The following is a 16,781-nucleotide window of genomic DNA, read 5'->3' as shown; positions in this document are numbered from 1 at the left end:
CAAAGGAAGCTCAGGAGCGATCAGGCGCGCTTGGCCTGCTTCTCGGCAATGGCGTCGGCCACGTCGGCCGGTTCCAGCACTATGCCTTCCTGATCCGGGGTCGGGAACACGGCAACACACAGCTCGTCCTGCTCCATGCCGTCGACCCAGCGCTCCAGCCACACCTTGAGGGTGATGGACTGCGGCTTGCACTCGGCCCACTCACCCTCGGCCCACGCCTGGGCGTACTCGGGGTGTGGCCATACCGGGATGCAATCTTCATCGTCTGTGGTCAGCATCATGACGCCGTGCTCGTCGGTCAGGACGAACAGCTCTTCGTGCTCGACCAGCTTGCTGATGAAGTGCTCGTAGCGGTAGTCGGCGTTCAGTTGCAGCGCAGCATTGCGCTCGGTTTCGCTCAATTCATAGCTCATTGGCCAAGTCTCTCTTTCAATAAAGGGCGCCATGTTCACATCTTGCTGGCGGCTTGTCCAGTATGAGAGATCGGTCACCTATTTTTCGCCGATATCAACCCAGTTCAGGCGTCACCAGGGTGATCTCCACTGTCTCGCAGCAACGCTGGCGCAACCAGTAGGCAGATTCCACCTCGACGAAGCAGAGTTGATCCCGTCCCGCCTGCACGCCCTGCATGAGCTGCTCGAACCGCAACTGCTGTTGCTGCTCCCAGGCGCTGGCCAGTTTGCTGCCATGGGCCTCGTCCACCACCTCGCGGCGCAGCTCGAACAGGTTATCGGTGATCGGGCTGTTTATCTTGGCCGGGCTATGCCAGTACATCAGCAGGTTGTCCATCATCTCGGTGTCATAGTTGGCAAGGGCATCCAGCTCGGGGGTCGCCCCGACATCGCTGGCGGCAAAGTCACACCAGCCCGCCGTCAACGGCGCCAGGGTTTGCGCAGCCGCCCCCTTGTCATGCTGACGCAAGGCAGCCACATCAGCGCCCTTGATCGCAGGCAGCCAGACATCGCCCTGATGCTGGTCGAGCAGCGGCAGCAACAGGGAGGTGGGATAAACAGGGAAACGGGGGCCAAGAGAGTGGAGCAGTGATACTAGCGTGATCTTTACCATGAGGGGCGCCTTGAACTGGAAGGCCGATATACTGTGCTCGGCCAGAAAGACAAAGGAGGGCCCTATCCTATCATGTTTGAAGGCTAGCGAGCGGACTCACATTTTCACGGCTCAAATCGGAGGGCAATGCCCAAAAAAACAGCGTTCAGGCAGGGTGGCGCCAGAGAAAGCCCAATAGTTTGAACCAGCGCCCACTAAAGTGGATCCGGGAATGCTAGTTTGCATACATCTTTAGCGTAAGGAGTGCATTCATGATTGGGATCGACCAGATTTCTAACGACTTTGTAAACGACTTGAAAATACTGGCATGCTTTGATCCGGCCAACATGAGCCTGGGGATCAAGTTGCGCAGTGACATGTCCGACGAGCTGTGCCAGGCGGCAGTACGCCTGCATCAGCAAGGTCTCATCAGCGCAGAAGATGGCGGCTACCTGACTCCTTTTGGCATGACCATGGTTGAGCATCTGCAGCATCTGATAGTCGCACTCAAACCGCTTTGATCGCCTGCGGGGCCCAGAGTGAAAAGTTGAGCAACTCCCAGCGCGAGCCCTGCCGCAGCAAACAGGCAAACAGCAAAGGACCTTCGGGTCCTTTTACTTTGCCATCGACCATCCATTCGCCTTCCCGTTTCGGCAAAGGCTGCGCCTTGATCTCATCGGGCACAATTGTACTTCCCAGGCGAACTTGTACAAACTGCTGACACACGGCTTTCGCTTCCGTAGCAAAAGCATTCTGTGCCTGAGTATTGGTGGAGATGAGCAGGCTGGCGGCCAGCAGGAGTGATGGGGTCATGGTGAGATACGGCGGCGAAAGTGAAGTCGAGACAAGTCTAAAAAGCACCCATAAACAAAAAGCCGTGGAACCAGAGGTACCACGGCTTTCTTAAATTCTGTAAGAATTACAGAGCAGTTACGTTCTCAGCCTGCGGGCCTTTCTGACCTTGGGTCACGGAGAACTGTACGCGCTGACCTTCAGCCAGGGTACGGAAACCGTTACCGCTGATAGCGCTGAAGTGAACGAAAACGTCCGGGCCGTTTTCTTGCTGGATGAAGCCAAAACCTTTGGTTTCGTTGAAAAACTTAACGGTACCGGTGATCATGTTAGACATATCTATAACCTGTATTCAAAATAATTACTTATGCTTTTCAGCGGATAAAGCTCAAAAACGGGATTAACTTATGAACAACAGGAAAAGATGTAAAACATCATATTCATTGACATAACTTTCGCCCTTTCAAGCTGGTTTAGATTATACGTGGCTTTGGGGATTACGCAAACAAATTTGTGCCCTGCCGACGGCAGGGCACAAGGGTTTATAGCGCGGGTGCTTCCAGTGCCTGAACCAGTACCTTGAGGAAGCGTGCAGCCTCGCCGCCGGTGCAGGCTCTGTGGTCAAACGTCATCGACAATGGCAGTGCCCTGACCGGACGAGCCTCTCCGTGGATGAACACCACCTTCTCGAACAACTTGCCGGCGCCTATGATGGCCACCTGAGGTGGCGTCACTATCGGACTGGCATAGCGACCGGCGATGGCACCGAAGTTGGTGAGGGTGATGGTCGCCCCCTGCAGCATCTCCCGCGGCACGGCGCGCGCCTTCACATCGGCGATCATGCGATCCAGCCCCTGCCGGATGTCGGCCCCCTCCCGCTCTGCCACGTTCTCCATCACGGGCACATAGAGCCCATGCCGGGAGTCCACCGCAATGGCGACGTTGACCTCGCTGAACAGCCGCCTTGAGAGCGTATCGCCGTCAAACCAGGCGTTCATGGAGGGCTCGGCACGACAGGCGACGCCGATGGCCTTGATGAGGCGTACCGTCACATCCTCATCCGGCCGCCAGTGACGCAGATCCACCTCGTCGGTGATGCTGACCGGCACCACAGTCTGATGGGAAAGCTCCATCGCCTTGGCCATGGCCCGGCGCGAGCCCTTGAGGAATTCGTTGCCGCTGCTTTGCTGGGCCTCGAATGCCGCCTGCACATCCTGCTCTGTCACCATGCCAGCGCTGCCACTGCCCTTGATCCGGTCTATGTCCAGCCCCAATTTTTGCGCCAGCAGACGCACGGCAGGCATGGCCTGTACCAGGCTGCCACCTGGGGCTATGGCACCCACCACGAAGTGATCCTCGATATGCTGCTGATGGGCACTGACCTTGCCCACTACTGTGCCGTCATCCTCACCCCCTTCAAACTCCACCAGCGGCGCGCCTATGTGGAGTATGTCGCCCTCCTGCCCGCACAACCTGGCGATCACCCCCGCCACCGGCGAGGGCACATCCACCAGAGCCTTGGCGGTTTCTACCGACAGCAACACCTGATCGACACTCACCGTATCGCCGGCGCTCACCTTCCATTCGACTATCTCGGCCTCGGCCAAGCCTTCGCCCAGATCCGGTAATTTGAAAAATTTCATAGCCACTTCTCCATCAGCTGATGAGCCGCGTCCGCGATATCCTGCTCGGTGATGAGGTAATACTCTTCGTTGCGGTAGTAGGGCACGGCGGCATCCACCCCGGTGAGGCGCTTTGGCGGCGCTTTGAGGGAGGTCAACGCCTCCTCGGTCACCCGCGCCACTATCTCGGCGCCCACCCCGAAGCTGCCGCACGCCTCATGCACCACCAGCAGACGGCCCGTCTTGCGCACCGAGGCCAGAATGCTCTCCATGTCCAGCGGCTTGATGGTGGCAAGATCCAGCACTTCACACTGGATATCCTGCTCAGCCAGCAGGCTAGCCGCTCGCATCACCTCCTGGATGCAGGCCCCCCAGGCGACCACTGTGATGTCCCGTCCTGGCCGCAGGGTGAAGCAGACGTCCAGCGGCAGGCCGACACCGTCATCCACCACGTCCGACTTCATGGAGCGATAGATGCGATCAGGCTCGAAGAACATCACGGGATCCGGGTCGCGAATGGCCGAGAGCAGCAAGCCATAGGCCCGTCTCGGACTGGAGGGGATCACCACCCGCAGGCCCGGAATATGGGCAAACAGGGCCTCGACGCTTTCGCTGTGGTGCTCCGGCGAGTGGATACCGGCGCCATAGGGGGAGCGGTAAACGATGGGACAGGAGAGACGGCCACGGGTGCGGTTACGCATCCGCGCCGCCTGGCAGATGATCTGCTCCATGCCGGGGAAGATGAAGCCCTGAAACTGGAACTCGGCCACCGGCTTGAGCCCCTGGGTCGCCATGCCGACCGCTACCCCGGCGATCAGTCCCTCGGCCAGCGGCGTGTCGATCACCCGCTTGAAACCAAACTTGTCGCGCAGACCGACGGTGGCGCGAAACACCCCGCCGTTGACCCCCACGTCCTCACCGAGCACCACCACATCGGGGTCGTGCTCCATCTCATGATGCAGCGCCAGATTGATCGCCTCGAGCAGTGTCATTTCACTCATGCAGCCTCCCCGACGCGGCGTCATCAATCACCCCATTCCCATTGCATGTCATGTCATCCCGCCACGCTGGCTTGACGGCATCCTGCAGTATCATCACATCGATCATGAGCGTTCCTCCCCGGCGTGACGCTGCATGCCCTTGGCGATGATGCGCTGGCGCTGGCCGCGATAATCCTTGGGCAACTCGGCAAACTGATAGTCGAGCAGGGTTTCCGGTGCCTGCGGGGCCGTGCCTTCATAGGCAGCCACGGCGCGATCGACCTCCCGGCTCGCCTCGGCCAGCAGCGCCTGCTCCTGATGTTCGTCCCACCAGCCCTGTCCGGCCATGAACTGGCGCAGCCGCTTGACCGGCTCCCTGGCCCAGGCGGCTTCCACTTCGGCGGCATCGCGATAGCGGGTCGCATCGTCGGCCGTGGTGTGATCCCCCAGTCGATAGCTGATCGCCTCTATGAGGGTCGGGCCCTTGCCGGTGCGCGCCCGCTCCACGGCGATGCGGGTGGCATCATAGACGGCCACCACATCGTTGCCGTCGACCTGAATGCTGCGTACCCCGGCCCCTATCCCTTTCTGGGCCAGGGTGGGCGCACTCGACTGCAACTTGCGCGGCACCGAGATGGCCCACTGGTTGTTGTTGATGATCATCACCATGGGCAGATGCCAGACTCCGGCACAGTTGAGCCCCTCCAGAAAGTCGCCCTTGGAGGTGCCGCCGTCGCCTATGGTGACCACGGCGACGCGAGGCTGGTTGCGCAACTTGAAGGCCGCCGCTATGCCGGCGGCATGGGTGATCTGGGTGGCGATGGGCACGCAGATGGGCAGGTCCTCCGACAGCTCGCCATCGGCCTTGTAAAAGACACAGCCCCGTTCATCCCCGCCCCAATATTGCAGGTTTTTCTCCATGGGCACGCCCCGCACGTAGAGGGTGGGCATGTCCCGGTAGTAGGGCACATAGACATCCTGCGCCTGCATGGCGAGACCGACGCCTATCCCGACCGCCTCTGCTCCCAGATGGGAGGGAAAGGTGCCGAGTTTGCCGGTTCGCTGCAGCGCGATTGCTTTCTTGTCATAGCTGCGCACCATCACCATGTTGCGGTAGAAAGTGTGCAGTATCGCCTTGTCCAGCCAGGTCGGCAGTGTCGCGACCGGGCGCCCTTCCTCATCGAGGTAACGAAGGAAAGGGATGTCGACATGGGTCATAACTGGCTCCTTGCCGTTGTCAACGTCACCACCATGAGGTGACCCTTAGAATGTAAATAAGATGTTAACTAAAGAGCAATGTGATTTAACCAGGTAAGACCAGTAGAAACTTCTTTAATTTCAGAAAGACATTGAACTTTTCGGCTGAGCAGAGACGAAAAAGGGAGCCGCTTCGGGCTCCCTGTTCGGGCGGTTGCGGGATCAATCCCACGAGGATGAAGGGGCGCCACCAGCCGCACGGCGCGCTGGTGGAGGGCCCAAAAAGGGCTCAGCTCACTCCCACAAGCGGGTCGGCACCACCAGCAGCACGGTGCGCTGACCTATGGCCACATTGGCGTTGGGGAAGACCACAGCCTCCCGCGTCTTTTCTACCGTGTAGCGCAGCTCCCCATCCTCGGCCAGCACGAATCCCTGGGGAAACTCGGTGAAGTTGTCCACATCGCTGGCAAACAGGAAGCGAAACTGCTCCGAACGCTTGTTGATCACCCGGTCGATGGCAAAAATGGTGAAGTCATCCGCCTGCCAGGGCTCTAGCACCACCTCATCCTGGGTCACCAGCTCCTGCAACGCCTGACGGGTCTCGATGAAGCGGGTCATGTCGTTTTCACCAAACGGACGCACCTTGCCCAGCTCCACCGTGAAGGCATGGGCACCGTGGCTGTGCGAGCTGTAATAGCTGAAGGTGGTAGTGGGGCCGCTGGAGAGCAAAATGGTGCGTACCCCGCAGGCACCGAGGAACTGCACCTGCTCCTTGCAGTGCGGCAGCTCATGGGGGAAGGGGTAGACAGCAAACTTCTCGTGGCGCGAACCGCGAATGGCGGTGTGCAAGTCGTAGTGATAACGGGGTCGGGCCGGATCGGCAAAGAAGCGGCTCACATACTGCTCCAGGCGCATGGCGCGAATGCGCTCCTGATTGCACAGCCCCTCCCCCTTGCTGTGGGCACCGGAGAAGAGCCGGTTCATGTTCTCCTCCACCTCCCGCAACCCCAGGTTCATGGCGGCCGGGTTGCCAAACAGAAACAGCACCCGATGACGGGCGCTGAGCTCACCGCTGAGCAGCCGGGTCAGCAGCTGGTTGCAGATCTCGATGGGGGCGGTTTCATTACCGTGAATGCCGCAGGAGAGCACTATGTCCTTGCGCCCCCCCGGCCTATCATCGGCCCCTTTCGCGGGTTCCAGGCAGAGCACGCCTGTATCCCACACGCTCACCCGTGAGCCACCGGGCAGGTCAAATGTGAAGGGCTCAAGCTGCCACTCATGGCGACGAGTCAGGGCCAAAAAGTCATGCTGGGGAATCATCCATCTCACCCTTTTGTCAGGAACGCTATGGGCGGATTATACGCAACGCGAGAGGGCTTAAAATCAGTTTTTAAACAAATTCAAACAGTAAGGATACAAATGTGGCGACAGTTAATGACAAGTCGGCGGGCATGGGGTGAACGAGGGAGCGGCGAGAAGGGGAAATGAAGCGACAGGGACGAGAAAGTATCGGGCAATCATTCAAGCGCCGACGTCAGGCCGGTTGACACAGCAAGATCGGGATCAGCAGAAAAACGAGGCATCCATGCCCGGCTGATCAACCACGCCAGAACGGCTTGGTGGTCTCTTGATAGCGATCAGATTCGTTCAGGCCGATGTCCTTGAGCAGGTACTCGGGCAGCTCGGAGAGCTGGCGACGGCTGCGGCTGCGTTCCAGCCAGGTCAGCACTGTCATTTTGACGCGAGCAACCAGATTCGATTGGCTGGAATGCTGGTAACCGGTCTCGGTATAAGTCATGTTGGCCATGATGTGGCTCCTCTTGATGATGTCTGCGCGGGGTGCGAATTTGTTGCGCAAAGCTTAGTCAGGAGGGACGACCGACTCAATTGACGAATTTTGATACAAGACATTAGTAAAACTAATGGTGAATATCGTCAATCTGTAAAACCTAACAGATTGATTTTAAACTATTAAATAATCATTTTATTCCGTCTGAAAGACCGGCAGCATATTCTCCTGCATGGCGCACCTCTAACTATGCAGTTTCTTGTCTTGGCTATGCAGTCACGGGATCTCAAGGCGAGGCTGGCAACCTGGGGTTTACATCCAGTTGTTAATCAAGAGATCTTTTATTGATCCTTATTTAACAGATAGATACAAAATAAACACACTCAAATGGCTATCGCTTTTGACCCTCGCCAGGCGCACTGCGAAGGAGATGCTTGGCGCGCTTTCGGCATACTGGTATGGTTATTTATACAGTAGTTTAGCCACGTCTCTGCCAGCCCCTGTGGAGGGGGTGACAGGGGCGACCACAGGACACGCCGATGGACACATTTACCCCGACTGCCGCCCTGCGTCAACAGATGGACGCGCTCGAAGAGGCGTTGGCCCGCCTGGCCCGACAACTGGCGCAGCTCCCCTTGCTGGAGGCCCACGTTTATCCCCTCCCCGCCGTGCCCCAGGGGCAGGAGCACGAGCCCATCGAACAGATAGAGGTGGGTTATCTGGGCGGTGAGGAGGCGCTGGCGGCCACCCTGGCGGCCTACCGGGATCACAGTGCTCGCCCCGGCTGCTCCACCAAGGCCACCCACCGCCTGCCGGGCTGGCTGCGCTTTTCTGCCGCCAGTGCCAGCCAGCTGCGCCCGCTGATCGAAGAGATCAACACCCGCAAGCTCGCCTTCAAGGAACTGGTGCAACAGGCCGGTGGGCGGGATGAGAAGTTCGAGCTGGTGCACAGGGCCCTGCCCGGGGTGATCACCCTGCAGGTCTACCGCAAGCTGACCCTGCTGGAAGGAGAGCTGCATTCCCTCGGCTTTACCTGGGCCGACAAGCAGAGCATCAACCGCCTCAGCCGGGAGCAGGTGCTGGAGATGCTGGAGCGCAGCCGCCGCTACATTCCGGCGCTCTCCAACAACGAGGAGTGGAGCAAGATGGTGGATCAGGAGGTCTATGACCTTCGCCGCCTGCCTGCCGATGCCGAGCTCAGGATCCGGCGACCGGTCAAGACCCATCCCATGATCAACCTGCTCTGGCAGGACAGGGAACCCCGCAAGCAGCAGCTCAAGGCGAGCCTGCCCCTGCTGCTCTGCTCGGACACCCAGCCCGCCGTCACCCACCTTGGCCACTACCCGCCCAAGCTGCGGCAGGCGCGGCGGGATCGCAAGATTGGCGGTGAGCCCATCATAGAGCGGCTGCACCTCTACCTCTATCAGGGGTAGCTGCAAGCCGGCAGACTCCCCTTGCCCAGCCTCTGCAGATGGCGCGGCAAGATGCCAGCGGGCCTGGCTGAGCGGTCCGCCTCTTCGACAGGAGCTCCTGCACAGCCACAAACATAAACAAAGGGGGGATCGCCTGCCGGCGATCCCCCCTTGTGCACAACCTCCGCCTGATCAGCCCATCAGCAGGGCGCGCAGGCTCTCCACATCCAGCCCGCGCACTTCGGACTGGCCGCTCAGCAGGCCATCGGCCAGCGCGCGCTTCTCGTCATGCAGGGCGACTATCTTCTCCTCCACCGTCTGCTCGCACACCAGCCGATAAACCGTCACCGGCTGGGTCTGCCCCATGCGGTGGGCCCGATCGCTCGCCTGATCCTCCACCGCCGGGTTCCACCAGGGATCCAGGTGCAGCACTGTATCGGCCTGGGTCAGGTTGAGGCCCGTGCCCCCCGCCTTGAGGCTGATGAGGAACAGCGGCACCGGCTCGTGCCGGAAGCGCAGTATGGAGTCCTGGCGGGACTTCGCGGAGCAGCCGCCATCCAGATAGCAGTAATCCCACTTCTTCTGTTCAATGCGCGCACGCAGCAGGCTCAGCAGATCGACGAACTGGCTGAACACCAGTACCCGATGACCGTTGCCGATCGCCTCGTCCAGCAGGGCCATCGCCTCGTCCAGCTTGCTGCTGGTCTGGGACCACTCGGGCATCACCAGCTCGGGGGAGCAGCAGAGCCGACGCAGCCGGGTCAGGCCGCTCAGCACGTGCATCAGGGCGCGGCCATCGGCACTTTGCACCTGCTGCACCACCTCGCGCCGGGTTGCCTCATAGAGCTGGCGCTCCTCGGGGGAGAGGCTGATGTGATGAATGATCTCTGTCTTGTCCGGCAGCTCGGTCAGCACCTGCTGCTTGAGGCGGCGCAGTATGAAGGGGCTGATCACAGCCCGCAGCAGCGCCATGTGCTGGGGATCCTTCACCGCCTTGCCGAAGCGGCGCTTGAACTCGCCCAGGCTGCCGAGCAGACCCGGGTTGATAAAGGTAAACAGGCTCCACAGCTCCCCCAGGTGGTTCTCGATGGGGGTGCCGGAGAGCGCAAGGCGAAAATCCCCCTCAAGCTGGAACAGCAGCTTGGCACGCTGGGTGCCGGCATTCTTGATCTGCTGCGCCTCGTCCAGCACCATGCTCGACCAGCGGCGAGACTTGAGCGCCTCCGCCAGGCTGCCGAGCATGCCGTAGTTGATCAGGATCACCTGGCCGGCCCTGGCATCGCGGATCACCCCTTCCCGCTCGGAGGGGCTCTCGAACACCACCACCTCGAGTTCGGGGGCGAAGCGCGCCACCTCTTCCTGCCAGTTGGTGACCACTGACTTTGGCACCACCACCAGCGCCGGGCCCAGGTGCTGGCGCATGCGCAGCACTATGAGCGCCTGCAGGGTCTTGCCCAGACCCATGTCATCGGCCAGACAGGCGCCGAAGCCATGATGGGCCAGGGTCGCCAGCCAGCGTACCCCGTCCTTCTGATAATCCCGCAGCGGGGTCAACAGCTCGGCCGGACACTCCACCTCCTGCTGCCACTCCTGTTGCAGGGAGTGCCAGGCGTCATCCCCCTCAGTGGTGATGACGGAAAGCAGGCGGGTGAGCGGATAGGCCAGCTTGTTGTTGATGCGTTGCTCTTCATCCAGCATGGCGCCCAGCATGGTGAGCCGCTCCACCAGCTTGTCGCTCAGCATCAGGCTGGTTTTTTCATCGAGCTGGACGGTGCGCTGACCCGGCGTCATCTGGCGCAGGATCAGGCGCAGGTCGAGGATCTGGTGCTCATCGAGGGCCAGTGCCCCCTCCACCTGGAACCAGTCTTGGCGCCGCTCGATGCGCAGGCTCAGGGCCGCTTCATCCAGACTCTTGAGGCGGGCGCTGTCCTGGTGCCAGTGAATGACTACGCCGGCATCCACCAGCTCGGGCAGGGCGTTGACCAGTGCCAGCGCCTGCTCCCCCTGAAGTAGCCACTCACTGCCGGGCAGGCCGATGGGCAGCGAATTGCGCAGCTGCTGGGCCTGTACCTTCTCGGCGGCCAGGTCCCGCTGCCAGTAGTGATAATCCTTGATCCCCTGCCGCACTATGGCCTCCCCCTTGCCAAGGGGCAGTGGCGGCAACTCGCCCTGACGGGTCACCAGCCTGACCGCCAGCTGGCCATCCTGCCAATCCAGCTGGACCGAGGGAACGCCAGGCCAGGGTGCCAGTTCGGCATTGCCTGTCAGGCCGGCTACCTGGCTGTGCCAGGGCAGGCCCGGGATGGCATCCAGGGTACGCTGCAATTCGCTTAAGCCCTCGGCCGACAAGGGGGGAATGGATTCCAGCGCGGGCAGGCGATCGAGCAGCGCCTGGGGGGTGAGGATGAGCTGCCACAAGTCCTGCGCCAGCGGCAGTATGTGGGCCCCGCGCGCGGCGGCGGCCGGGCTCAGTACCGCGCCCATGCCCTGCTCCAGGGTGACGATCTGCAACAGGGGCGCACTGATCGCCAGTTGCAGCTTTTGTCCCTTGGCATTGAACAGGCGCGGATGGTTGGCCAGCGGTGCCCAGGCCTCTCGCGGCAAGTGGCCCATGACCCGGGGCAGGGTACGCACCAGCGCCCAGTCCTCTTCGTCGAGCAGGGCGGCATACTGGGTGGAGAGCAGCGCGGGATCGACCCGGCGACCGGCGGTCCACTCCCCCTTGGTGCTCTGCTTCTGGATCTTGCACTCCAGCTCGGGCCCTTCGGCATGCAGCAGCCACACCAGCCGCTCCTGTGCCTTGCGCACGCCGCTGGAGCGCCCCAGCCCCTGCAGCCAGTTGAGCCAGCTGGCCGAGGCGGGCGTCTTGTCCTCCCCGTCCTGTTCGTCAGTCTCTTCCTCCCCGTTGGCGGCGCGCAGCTGTTGCAGCGGTGCACGCTGCGCCCCCTGCCCCAGCAGGAGCCGCAGCAGATCCTGACAGAAGGCCATCAGCCTGTGATGGGGGTCGGCCTCCAGCACGTGGGAGAGATCCCACTTGTGCAGTATGGCAACCTGGGGGCTCTGCTCACCATGCCGGGCAAGGGCGCAGAGATCGAGCCAGAGATAACCCCAGTGCAACTCCTCCAGCGGCAGTTGCAGGGTATCGAACAGACCGACCGCCTGGCCGTGGCGATCGCCGGCCCACTGCCCCAGCAGATCCGCCAGCAGCGGAAACTGGTTGCCCAGGCTGCGCTGCCACTTCTTGCGCTGCTCGCTGGCGATCACGGGGTCGGCTTGTTGCAGCCAGCCGAGCCAGAGCAGGCCGCCGAACATCAGCGGCCACTGACCCTGACCACCTTGCGCCTGCCACTGCCCGAGGGCACCGAGCAACCGCTCGGCAAGAGGTTGTTCCGCCCCCTGCTCCGCCAACTGCTGCAAGGCGGGCCAGTGAGTGGTTACCTCGCCTGCCAGGTCGCCACAGAGCCATTGCCACTCGGATGCGAACCCCTCGCTCAGGCGGGTCAGCTCGGGGGCACAGGCGCTGGCGACCGATGCCAGCGGCCACTGCTCACCCGGTTCGGCATCGAGCAGGGTTTGCAGGGCGAAGTGCATCAGCATCAGTTGCTGCCATTGCGGGCTGGATCCCGGCAGCAGGCGATGGGCCTCGGGCACGTCGAGCAGGCTCAGCAGATCGGCCGCGAGGTAGTAAGTCGGCACCTGACCCTCCTCCCCAAGGCAGAGCTCGCGCACCAGGGCCTGGGCCATCTCCTGGCCGGTCACCGAGGGCACCCGTGCCCAGTTCGGCATGGGGCAGGCTCCCGAGCGCACCGCCAGGATCAGCGCCAGGGTTCCCTCTGCCGTCAGACTCCACTGCTGCTCCCCGCGCAGCCGCACCAGCCCCTGCAACTGCAACTGGCTCAGCTTGTCGATCAAGGCCCGCCCGAGCGGCTGCTGTGCTTGCAGTTGTTCTTGCAAATAGCGGGTACTGGCGGTGCGCTGCAACTGCAGCTCACTGAGCAGGGCATAACAATCGGAAGAGAGGGTGAACGCAGACATCAAGACTCACGGGCAGGTGCAAAAGCGGAATTTTAACGGGAAAGCGGCGGCGGCTCGACCCTTAACCGTGAAATAACTCAAAAAAAGCCGACTGGCTCATAGAACGCGGCGAGCAGGGGTGAGCGCCGAGGGATGGCAAGAGGCGGCAACCTCGGCGAAATGGCAATAAAAAAGGCGCCGCAGCGCCTCTTTGGGGGTAAACGTGCCGACGTGTCAGCCTTCCAGCTGCGCCAGACGGGCTTCCAGAGCCTGCAACTGTGACTTGAGGGTTTCGACCTCTTCCTCCAGCGCGCTCAACCTGTCCGCCGCCGGGGACGCATAGCTGCTGGCTGGGGATGCCTCGGCCAGCGCCTGCAGATCCACCTCGCCGCTGAACAGATGGGCATAGCGGGATTCACGCTTGCCCGGTTCACGGGGCAACTTGACCACATAGGGCCCCTGCTCAATCAGGGCGGCCAGCGCCGCATCCACCTGAGTGACATCATCGAAGCTGCACAGGCGGTTGGTACGAGAGCGCAGTTCGCCCGGTGTCTGCGGGCCGCGCAACAGCAACTCGCAGACGATGCCGAGCTCCTGCTCGCTGAACTTGAGAGTGCCGAACTCGGTATTGCAGAAACGGTGCTGGTAACGGGGCACCCGGGCGTTGAAACCGGCGGTGTTGACCACCAGACGCTTGCGGATCAGCTCATCGACCACGGCGCGGATATCCAGCTCACAGAGCTCCAGTACCGGCTCGCGGTTGCTCTTCTGGTTGCAGGCATTGACCAGGGCATTGAGGGAGAGGGGGTATTGATCCGGCGTGCAGATCTCTTTCTCGATCAGAGCGCCGATCACTCGGGCCTCCAATGGGCCTAGCACTAACTCCATTTCATACTCCCTTTCTAAAACAAGACGTTGAGGCCACTATCTTAGCCATGGCGCCTCTGCCGTCCAGCAGAGGCAACCATTTTTGCGAAGCCGTGAGGCGGTTGATGAAACATCGCACAACCTGGCCGCTCCACGACAGCCAATATCAGGAGGAGGGCTTGCGCTCAAGCGCCGTGGCCACTGAGCTGGCGGCCGAGCCGGTCAGCAAGGGATCACCCGGATAGAGCATCAGGGCCTGCGCTCGCAGCGCCCTTGCCTCCTCCTGCCGCCCCAGCGCGCCGAGCGCGAGCACCATGTTCGCGTAGATATTGGATCTGGGGGTGTGGCGCACAAAGGCCTGACCCCAGTCGAGATAAGCTTCAAGCTCCGCCTTGTTGTCGGCCTGCAAGCCCACCATGAGTCGCACCGAGTTCACGTCAAACTCCACCCGGGTCAACCAGGCCATGGGATTGACGATGTCGAGCAACAGGGTCGGCTCCTTGTAGCCGCCACGCTCATACTTGGTCACCACCCAGGCGGTATGAATGGCGGTAAGCATGAAGGGCACGACCAGCAGAGGAATCGTGATGGCCACGAAGCGCAGCAACAGCCAGGGGCGATAGACATATTCGCGCCAGCTGGCACGGCCCGAGGCCTGCAGCTCCTCCTCCACCTCCGCATCCAGTACATGGATCAGCAGCAGCAGGGCCCACCAGAGGGCGATGGCATGATAGAGCGGATACTCGGTCTGGGTGTGCAGCAGTATGGGGGTCACCAGCGCCAGCAGCGCCGCCCCCTTGACCCAACCGGCCTTGGTCAAGCGCCACAACAAAGCACCGCCCATCAGCGCCATGCCGATCATGGGGGCCAACCCCCCTTCCACCGCCCAGTAGAGAAACTCGTTGTGGGGGTGATCGAGGTTGTATTCAATCTGTACCATGGCCGGGTTCAGCGCCTTGTCGGCCATATAGTGGTGCAGAAAGGTGGTTTCAAAGCTGCCATAGCCCCAGCCAGCCCAGGGAGACTGGGCAATCAGCTTGGCGGCGTAGGGCCAGTAGATGGAACGCATGCCGCCGGACTGATAGGCCTCGAGCCCGCGTTTGACGCCGCTGATCCCGTATTGGGAGGCGATCCCCAGCCCGACACCGAGAGCAACCAGACCCAGTACCTGCGCCAGCCGTTGCTGACGATGCAATGCGGGCACGAGCAGGAGCAGCGCCAGCAGCCCTCCCAACTGCCCCACCCGGGATTGCAACCCCACCAACAACAGGCTGGCCGCCAGGATCACCCCATAACGCAGCCCTCGTAGCCAGGCATTGGCATTGCCGCGCAGCTCCAGCCAGGTGGCCAGCGCAAGCCCGGTCGCCATGAAGGTCGCCATCACATTGGGTTGCTGAAAGATGCCGTAGGGGCGATTGACCCGGGTGTCATAACCGAGCCAGTTGCCGGGGGTCAGCAGGTAGTACTGCACCAAGCCAAGCAGCGCCTCTATGGCTACAGCCCCCAACAGCAAATAGAGCAGCTTGTCACGGGCCTGACGAGCCAGCTGCCATTGGTACAGACAAAATAGAAACAGCAGACCGGCAAACAGCCCCAACAGCCGGGGAATGGCATAGTCTTTGAATTCGAAACCGGGATAGGCCATGGGCAGCAACAGCAAGCATCCACCGAGCCATAGCCAGGCCTGCAATGGCGAGAACACCAGTCGCTGTTGCAGCGTCACCTGCCACAACCCCAGGCCTATGACGAGGCTGGCAAAGATCCAGCCCCAGGCATTGAACGGCAGATAGAGCCCGGCCCCGCCGGGGTTGTGCATGAAGAAATGCATGGCCAATAACAGATAGAAAAAGCAAACGCCCCAGAAGCTGAATGAGACTTTTGTCATGTCGTATGCTCCTGATATGTAAGGTTGCAGTAAGTACCATCCAAAACCCAAGATAAAAATAAAGGAGGGCTATGCCTCCTTTATTTCAAATCCCTTGCCGGCGATACTTGAATGAATGTCTGATCAATACCAACCCGGCCCCAAAAATACCACCTAACAGAGTAGATAGGATGATGATGAGAGGCCTGCGTGGTTTATCTCTTGAAATAGGTTCATCTGGAGATGAAAGATATGAAAATGATTGAAACAATACATTTTTAATATCAAGGGATTTCAAGCTATTAATCTGCAACCGTAATGAGCTTAACTCTGGATTCATGACTTCTGGATCCTTCATTGAACGTAGCACTTCCAGTTTTTCCGCTAACGCCTTGGAGCCTAGCTCAATATAAAATACGTCACGGTTATTCAAGTTCTCAACCGGCTTATCTAATCCAGCGGCCTTACTGATCTTCAGGCTATATCCGGTTCTGATAATTTCATCTTTTTGTCTCTGTAAAGTATCAGCAACCACACTCTTATATTGAGCATCCAGTGTCTTTATTCTATTTTGCCAGATGCTATACAGCTCATTATTCTTGGCCTCCACTTGCTTGGCTTGAATGAATGCAATATATTTTTCAAGCCAGAGCTTGGCTTCGCCTGAGGTTGCACCTGAGAACGAGAGTGTGACTTCATCACTTAGCTTATCCAAAGCTCTGGCATCAATATTTTTCGTCAGTTTTTTCAACTGTACTTTCTGATTTTGAGCTGAATCATTTTGTTGTAGGTTTTGAGACGTATCAACAATACCTTCACTAATTAAGAAGTTTACTTTGTTATCAGCGCTATTAAAACTCTTGATAAAATCTTTAAAGATGACTTCTTTTTCAAAAGAGGAAAGGCTTTTAGGTTCAATATTATTATTTACAAGCTTATTGACTACAAGTCGTAGGTGATTAATCTCTTTTGAGGCTGGCTGATCAATCAAGGCTTGACTAGTCCATACTTGTACAGCTGTATATGCATATATAACCCCTAATATACATGACACCAATGTGATTAGAAATATAGTTATTTTGTTTTTCCATAAAACCAAGATTATCGCATTCAAGTCCAGCGAGACAGAAGCATTCAAAGTCTCTCGCTCTGGATGTGAGACTGAAGTCATAAGTCATTCTCTCATATAATATACTTTAA

15 protein-coding genes are annotated in these 16,781 nt (G+C 59.7%); 2 read left to right on the top strand and 13 right to left on the bottom strand.

All coding sequences use genetic code 11. From position 1 onward, the window contains the following. Positions 1-20 precede the first annotated feature (20 nt). Together CK910_RS12625 and CK910_RS12620 are read right to left on the bottom strand one after the other, a co-directional pair. Entirely contained in the window at positions 21-413 is a 393-nt protein-coding gene (locus tag CK910_RS12625) for a DUF2750 domain-containing protein (protein WP_042036410.1), read from the bottom strand. 94 nt (positions 414-507) lie between these two features. After that, complete coding sequence (locus CK910_RS12620) at positions 508-1,065, bottom strand: hypothetical protein (protein WP_098983466.1); 558 nt, start codon at positions 1,063-1,065, stop codon at positions 508-510. 251 nt (positions 1,066-1,316) lie between these two features. On the opposite strand from CK910_RS12620, the gene CK910_RS12615 reads away from it, so the two are divergent. Then, entirely contained in the window at positions 1,317-1,565 is a 249-nt protein-coding gene (locus tag CK910_RS12615; RefSeq protein ID WP_005320240.1) for a TIGR02647 family protein, read from the top strand. Here CK910_RS12615 and CK910_RS12610 read toward each other — a convergent pair. The 7 genes from CK910_RS12610 to CK910_RS12580 all read right to left on the bottom strand — a co-directional run bounded on the left by CK910_RS12610 (position 1,552) and on the right by CK910_RS12580 (position 7,442). Continuing rightward, complete coding sequence (locus CK910_RS12610) at positions 1,552-1,857, bottom strand: hypothetical protein (RefSeq protein ID WP_098983464.1); 306 nt, start codon at positions 1,855-1,857, stop codon at positions 1,552-1,554. The two genes, CK910_RS12615 and CK910_RS12610, sit on opposite strands and share 14 nt — an antisense overlap. Before the next feature lie 106 nt (positions 1,858-1,963). Further along, positions 1,964-2,173, bottom strand: a complete 210-nt coding sequence (locus tag CK910_RS12605; RefSeq protein ID WP_005331438.1) for a cold-shock protein — start codon at positions 2,171-2,173, stop codon at positions 1,964-1,966. A gap of 205 nt (positions 2,174-2,378) precedes the next feature. After that, the gene (locus tag CK910_RS12600) at positions 2,379-3,479 is read right to left on the bottom strand and encodes a dihydrolipoamide acetyltransferase family protein (RefSeq protein WP_098983462.1); all 1,101 of its coding nucleotides are present in this window, start codon (positions 3,477-3,479) and stop codon (positions 2,379-2,381) included. Next, positions 3,476-4,459, bottom strand: a complete 984-nt coding sequence (locus tag CK910_RS12595) for an alpha-ketoacid dehydrogenase subunit beta (protein ID WP_043137578.1) — start codon at positions 4,457-4,459, stop codon at positions 3,476-3,478. The genes CK910_RS12600 and CK910_RS12595 overlap by 4 nt, the downstream gene beginning before the upstream one ends. A gap of 102 nt (positions 4,460-4,561) precedes the next feature. Next, positions 4,562-5,656, bottom strand: coding sequence for a pyruvate dehydrogenase (acetyl-transferring) E1 component subunit alpha (gene pdhA / locus CK910_RS12590; protein WP_098983459.1), 1,095 nt, complete (start codon positions 5,654-5,656; stop codon positions 4,562-4,564). Positions 5,657-5,929: 273 nt separating this feature from the next. Beyond that, positions 5,930-6,955, bottom strand: a complete 1,026-nt coding sequence (gene astE / locus CK910_RS12585) for a succinylglutamate desuccinylase (RefSeq protein WP_098983456.1) — start codon at positions 6,953-6,955, stop codon at positions 5,930-5,932. Positions 6,956-7,232: 277 nt separating this feature from the next. Continuing rightward, positions 7,233-7,442 (bottom strand): DUF1127 domain-containing protein, encoded by a 210-nt coding sequence (locus CK910_RS12580; RefSeq protein ID WP_043137637.1) that lies wholly within the window; start codon positions 7,440-7,442, stop codon positions 7,233-7,235. Positions 7,443-7,963: 521 nt separating this feature from the next. On the opposite strand from CK910_RS12580, the gene CK910_RS12575 reads away from it, so the two are divergent. Next, a complete protein-coding gene (locus tag CK910_RS12575; RefSeq protein ID WP_098983454.1) occupies positions 7,964-8,857 on the top strand; it encodes a DNA replication terminus site-binding protein in 894 nt (297 codons plus the stop codon). A 171-nt stretch (positions 8,858-9,028) separates the two neighbouring features. Here the strand turns inward: CK910_RS12575 and CK910_RS12570 are convergent, their stop codons facing one another. From CK910_RS12570 to CK910_RS12555, 4 genes are all read right to left on the bottom strand, one after another. Further along, the gene (locus tag CK910_RS12570) at positions 9,029-12,871 is read right to left on the bottom strand and encodes a DEAD/DEAH box helicase (RefSeq protein ID WP_098983451.1); all 3,843 of its coding nucleotides are present in this window, start codon (positions 12,869-12,871) and stop codon (positions 9,029-9,031) included. Between the two features lie 213 nt (positions 12,872-13,084). Next, the gene (locus CK910_RS12565) at positions 13,085-13,738 is read right to left on the bottom strand and encodes a YceH family protein (RefSeq protein WP_098983449.1); all 654 of its coding nucleotides are present in this window, start codon (positions 13,736-13,738) and stop codon (positions 13,085-13,087) included. Positions 13,739-13,883: 145 nt separating this feature from the next. Beyond that, positions 13,884-15,602: a PglL family O-oligosaccharyltransferase gene (locus tag CK910_RS12560; protein WP_098983447.1), complete on the bottom strand. Its 1,719-nt coding sequence runs from the start codon at positions 15,600-15,602 to the stop codon at positions 13,884-13,886. Between the two features lie 85 nt (positions 15,603-15,687). Continuing rightward, positions 15,688-16,752 (bottom strand): LPS O-antigen chain length determinant protein WzzB, encoded by a 1,065-nt coding sequence (locus CK910_RS12555; RefSeq protein WP_098983444.1) that lies wholly within the window; start codon positions 16,750-16,752, stop codon positions 15,688-15,690. Positions 16,753-16,781 lie beyond the last annotated feature (29 nt).

It is taken from the genome of Aeromonas sp. CA23, from assembly GCF_002587065.1.
GTDB classification, from domain to species: Bacteria; Pseudomonadota; Gammaproteobacteria; order Enterobacterales; family Aeromonadaceae; genus Aeromonas; species Aeromonas bestiarum.
This window is presented reverse-complemented; position numbering and strand designations above follow the sequence as displayed.

Bases quoted from the DNA above. Each gene is read 5' to 3' on its own strand.
- CK910_RS12555 (WP_098983444.1), bottom strand. From the start codon at position 16,752: ATGACTTCAGTCTCACATCCAGAGCGAGAGACTTTGAATGCTTCTGTC.
- CK910_RS12570 (WP_098983451.1), bottom strand. From the start codon at position 12,871: ATGTCTGCGTTCACCCTCTCTTCCGATTGTTATGCCCTGCTCAGTGAG.
- CK910_RS12615 (WP_005320240.1), top strand. From the start codon at position 1,317: ATGATTGGGATCGACCAGATTTCTAACGACTTTGTAAACGACTTGAAA.
- astE (WP_098983456.1), bottom strand. From the start codon at position 6,955: ATGATTCCCCAGCATGACTTTTTGGCCCTGACTCGTCGCCATGAGTGG.
- pdhA (WP_098983459.1), bottom strand. From the start codon at position 5,656: ATGACCCATGTCGACATCCCTTTCCTTCGTTACCTCGATGAGGAAGGG.
- CK910_RS12565 (WP_098983449.1), bottom strand. From the start codon at position 13,738: ATGGAGTTAGTGCTAGGCCCATTGGAGGCCCGAGTGATCGGCGCTCTG.
- CK910_RS12605 (WP_005331438.1), bottom strand. From the start codon at position 2,173: ATGTCTAACATGATCACCGGTACCGTTAAGTTTTTCAACGAAACCAAA.
- CK910_RS12560 (WP_098983447.1), bottom strand. From the start codon at position 15,602: ATGACAAAAGTCTCATTCAGCTTCTGGGGCGTTTGCTTTTTCTATCTG.
- CK910_RS12625 (WP_042036410.1), bottom strand. From the start codon at position 413: ATGAGCTATGAATTGAGCGAAACCGAGCGCAATGCTGCGCTGCAACTG.
- CK910_RS12575 (WP_098983454.1), top strand. From the start codon at position 7,964: ATGGACACATTTACCCCGACTGCCGCCCTGCGTCAACAGATGGACGCG.
- CK910_RS12595 (WP_043137578.1), bottom strand. From the start codon at position 4,459: ATGAGTGAAATGACACTGCTCGAGGCGATCAATCTGGCGCTGCATCAT.
- CK910_RS12600 (WP_098983462.1), bottom strand. From the start codon at position 3,479: ATGAAATTTTTCAAATTACCGGATCTGGGCGAAGGCTTGGCCGAGGCC.
- CK910_RS12580 (WP_043137637.1), bottom strand. From the start codon at position 7,442: ATGGCCAACATGACTTATACCGAGACCGGTTACCAGCATTCCAGCCAA.
- CK910_RS12620 (WP_098983466.1), bottom strand. From the start codon at position 1,065: ATGGTAAAGATCACGCTAGTATCACTGCTCCACTCTCTTGGCCCCCGT.
- CK910_RS12610 (WP_098983464.1), bottom strand. From the start codon at position 1,857: ATGACCCCATCACTCCTGCTGGCCGCCAGCCTGCTCATCTCCACCAAT.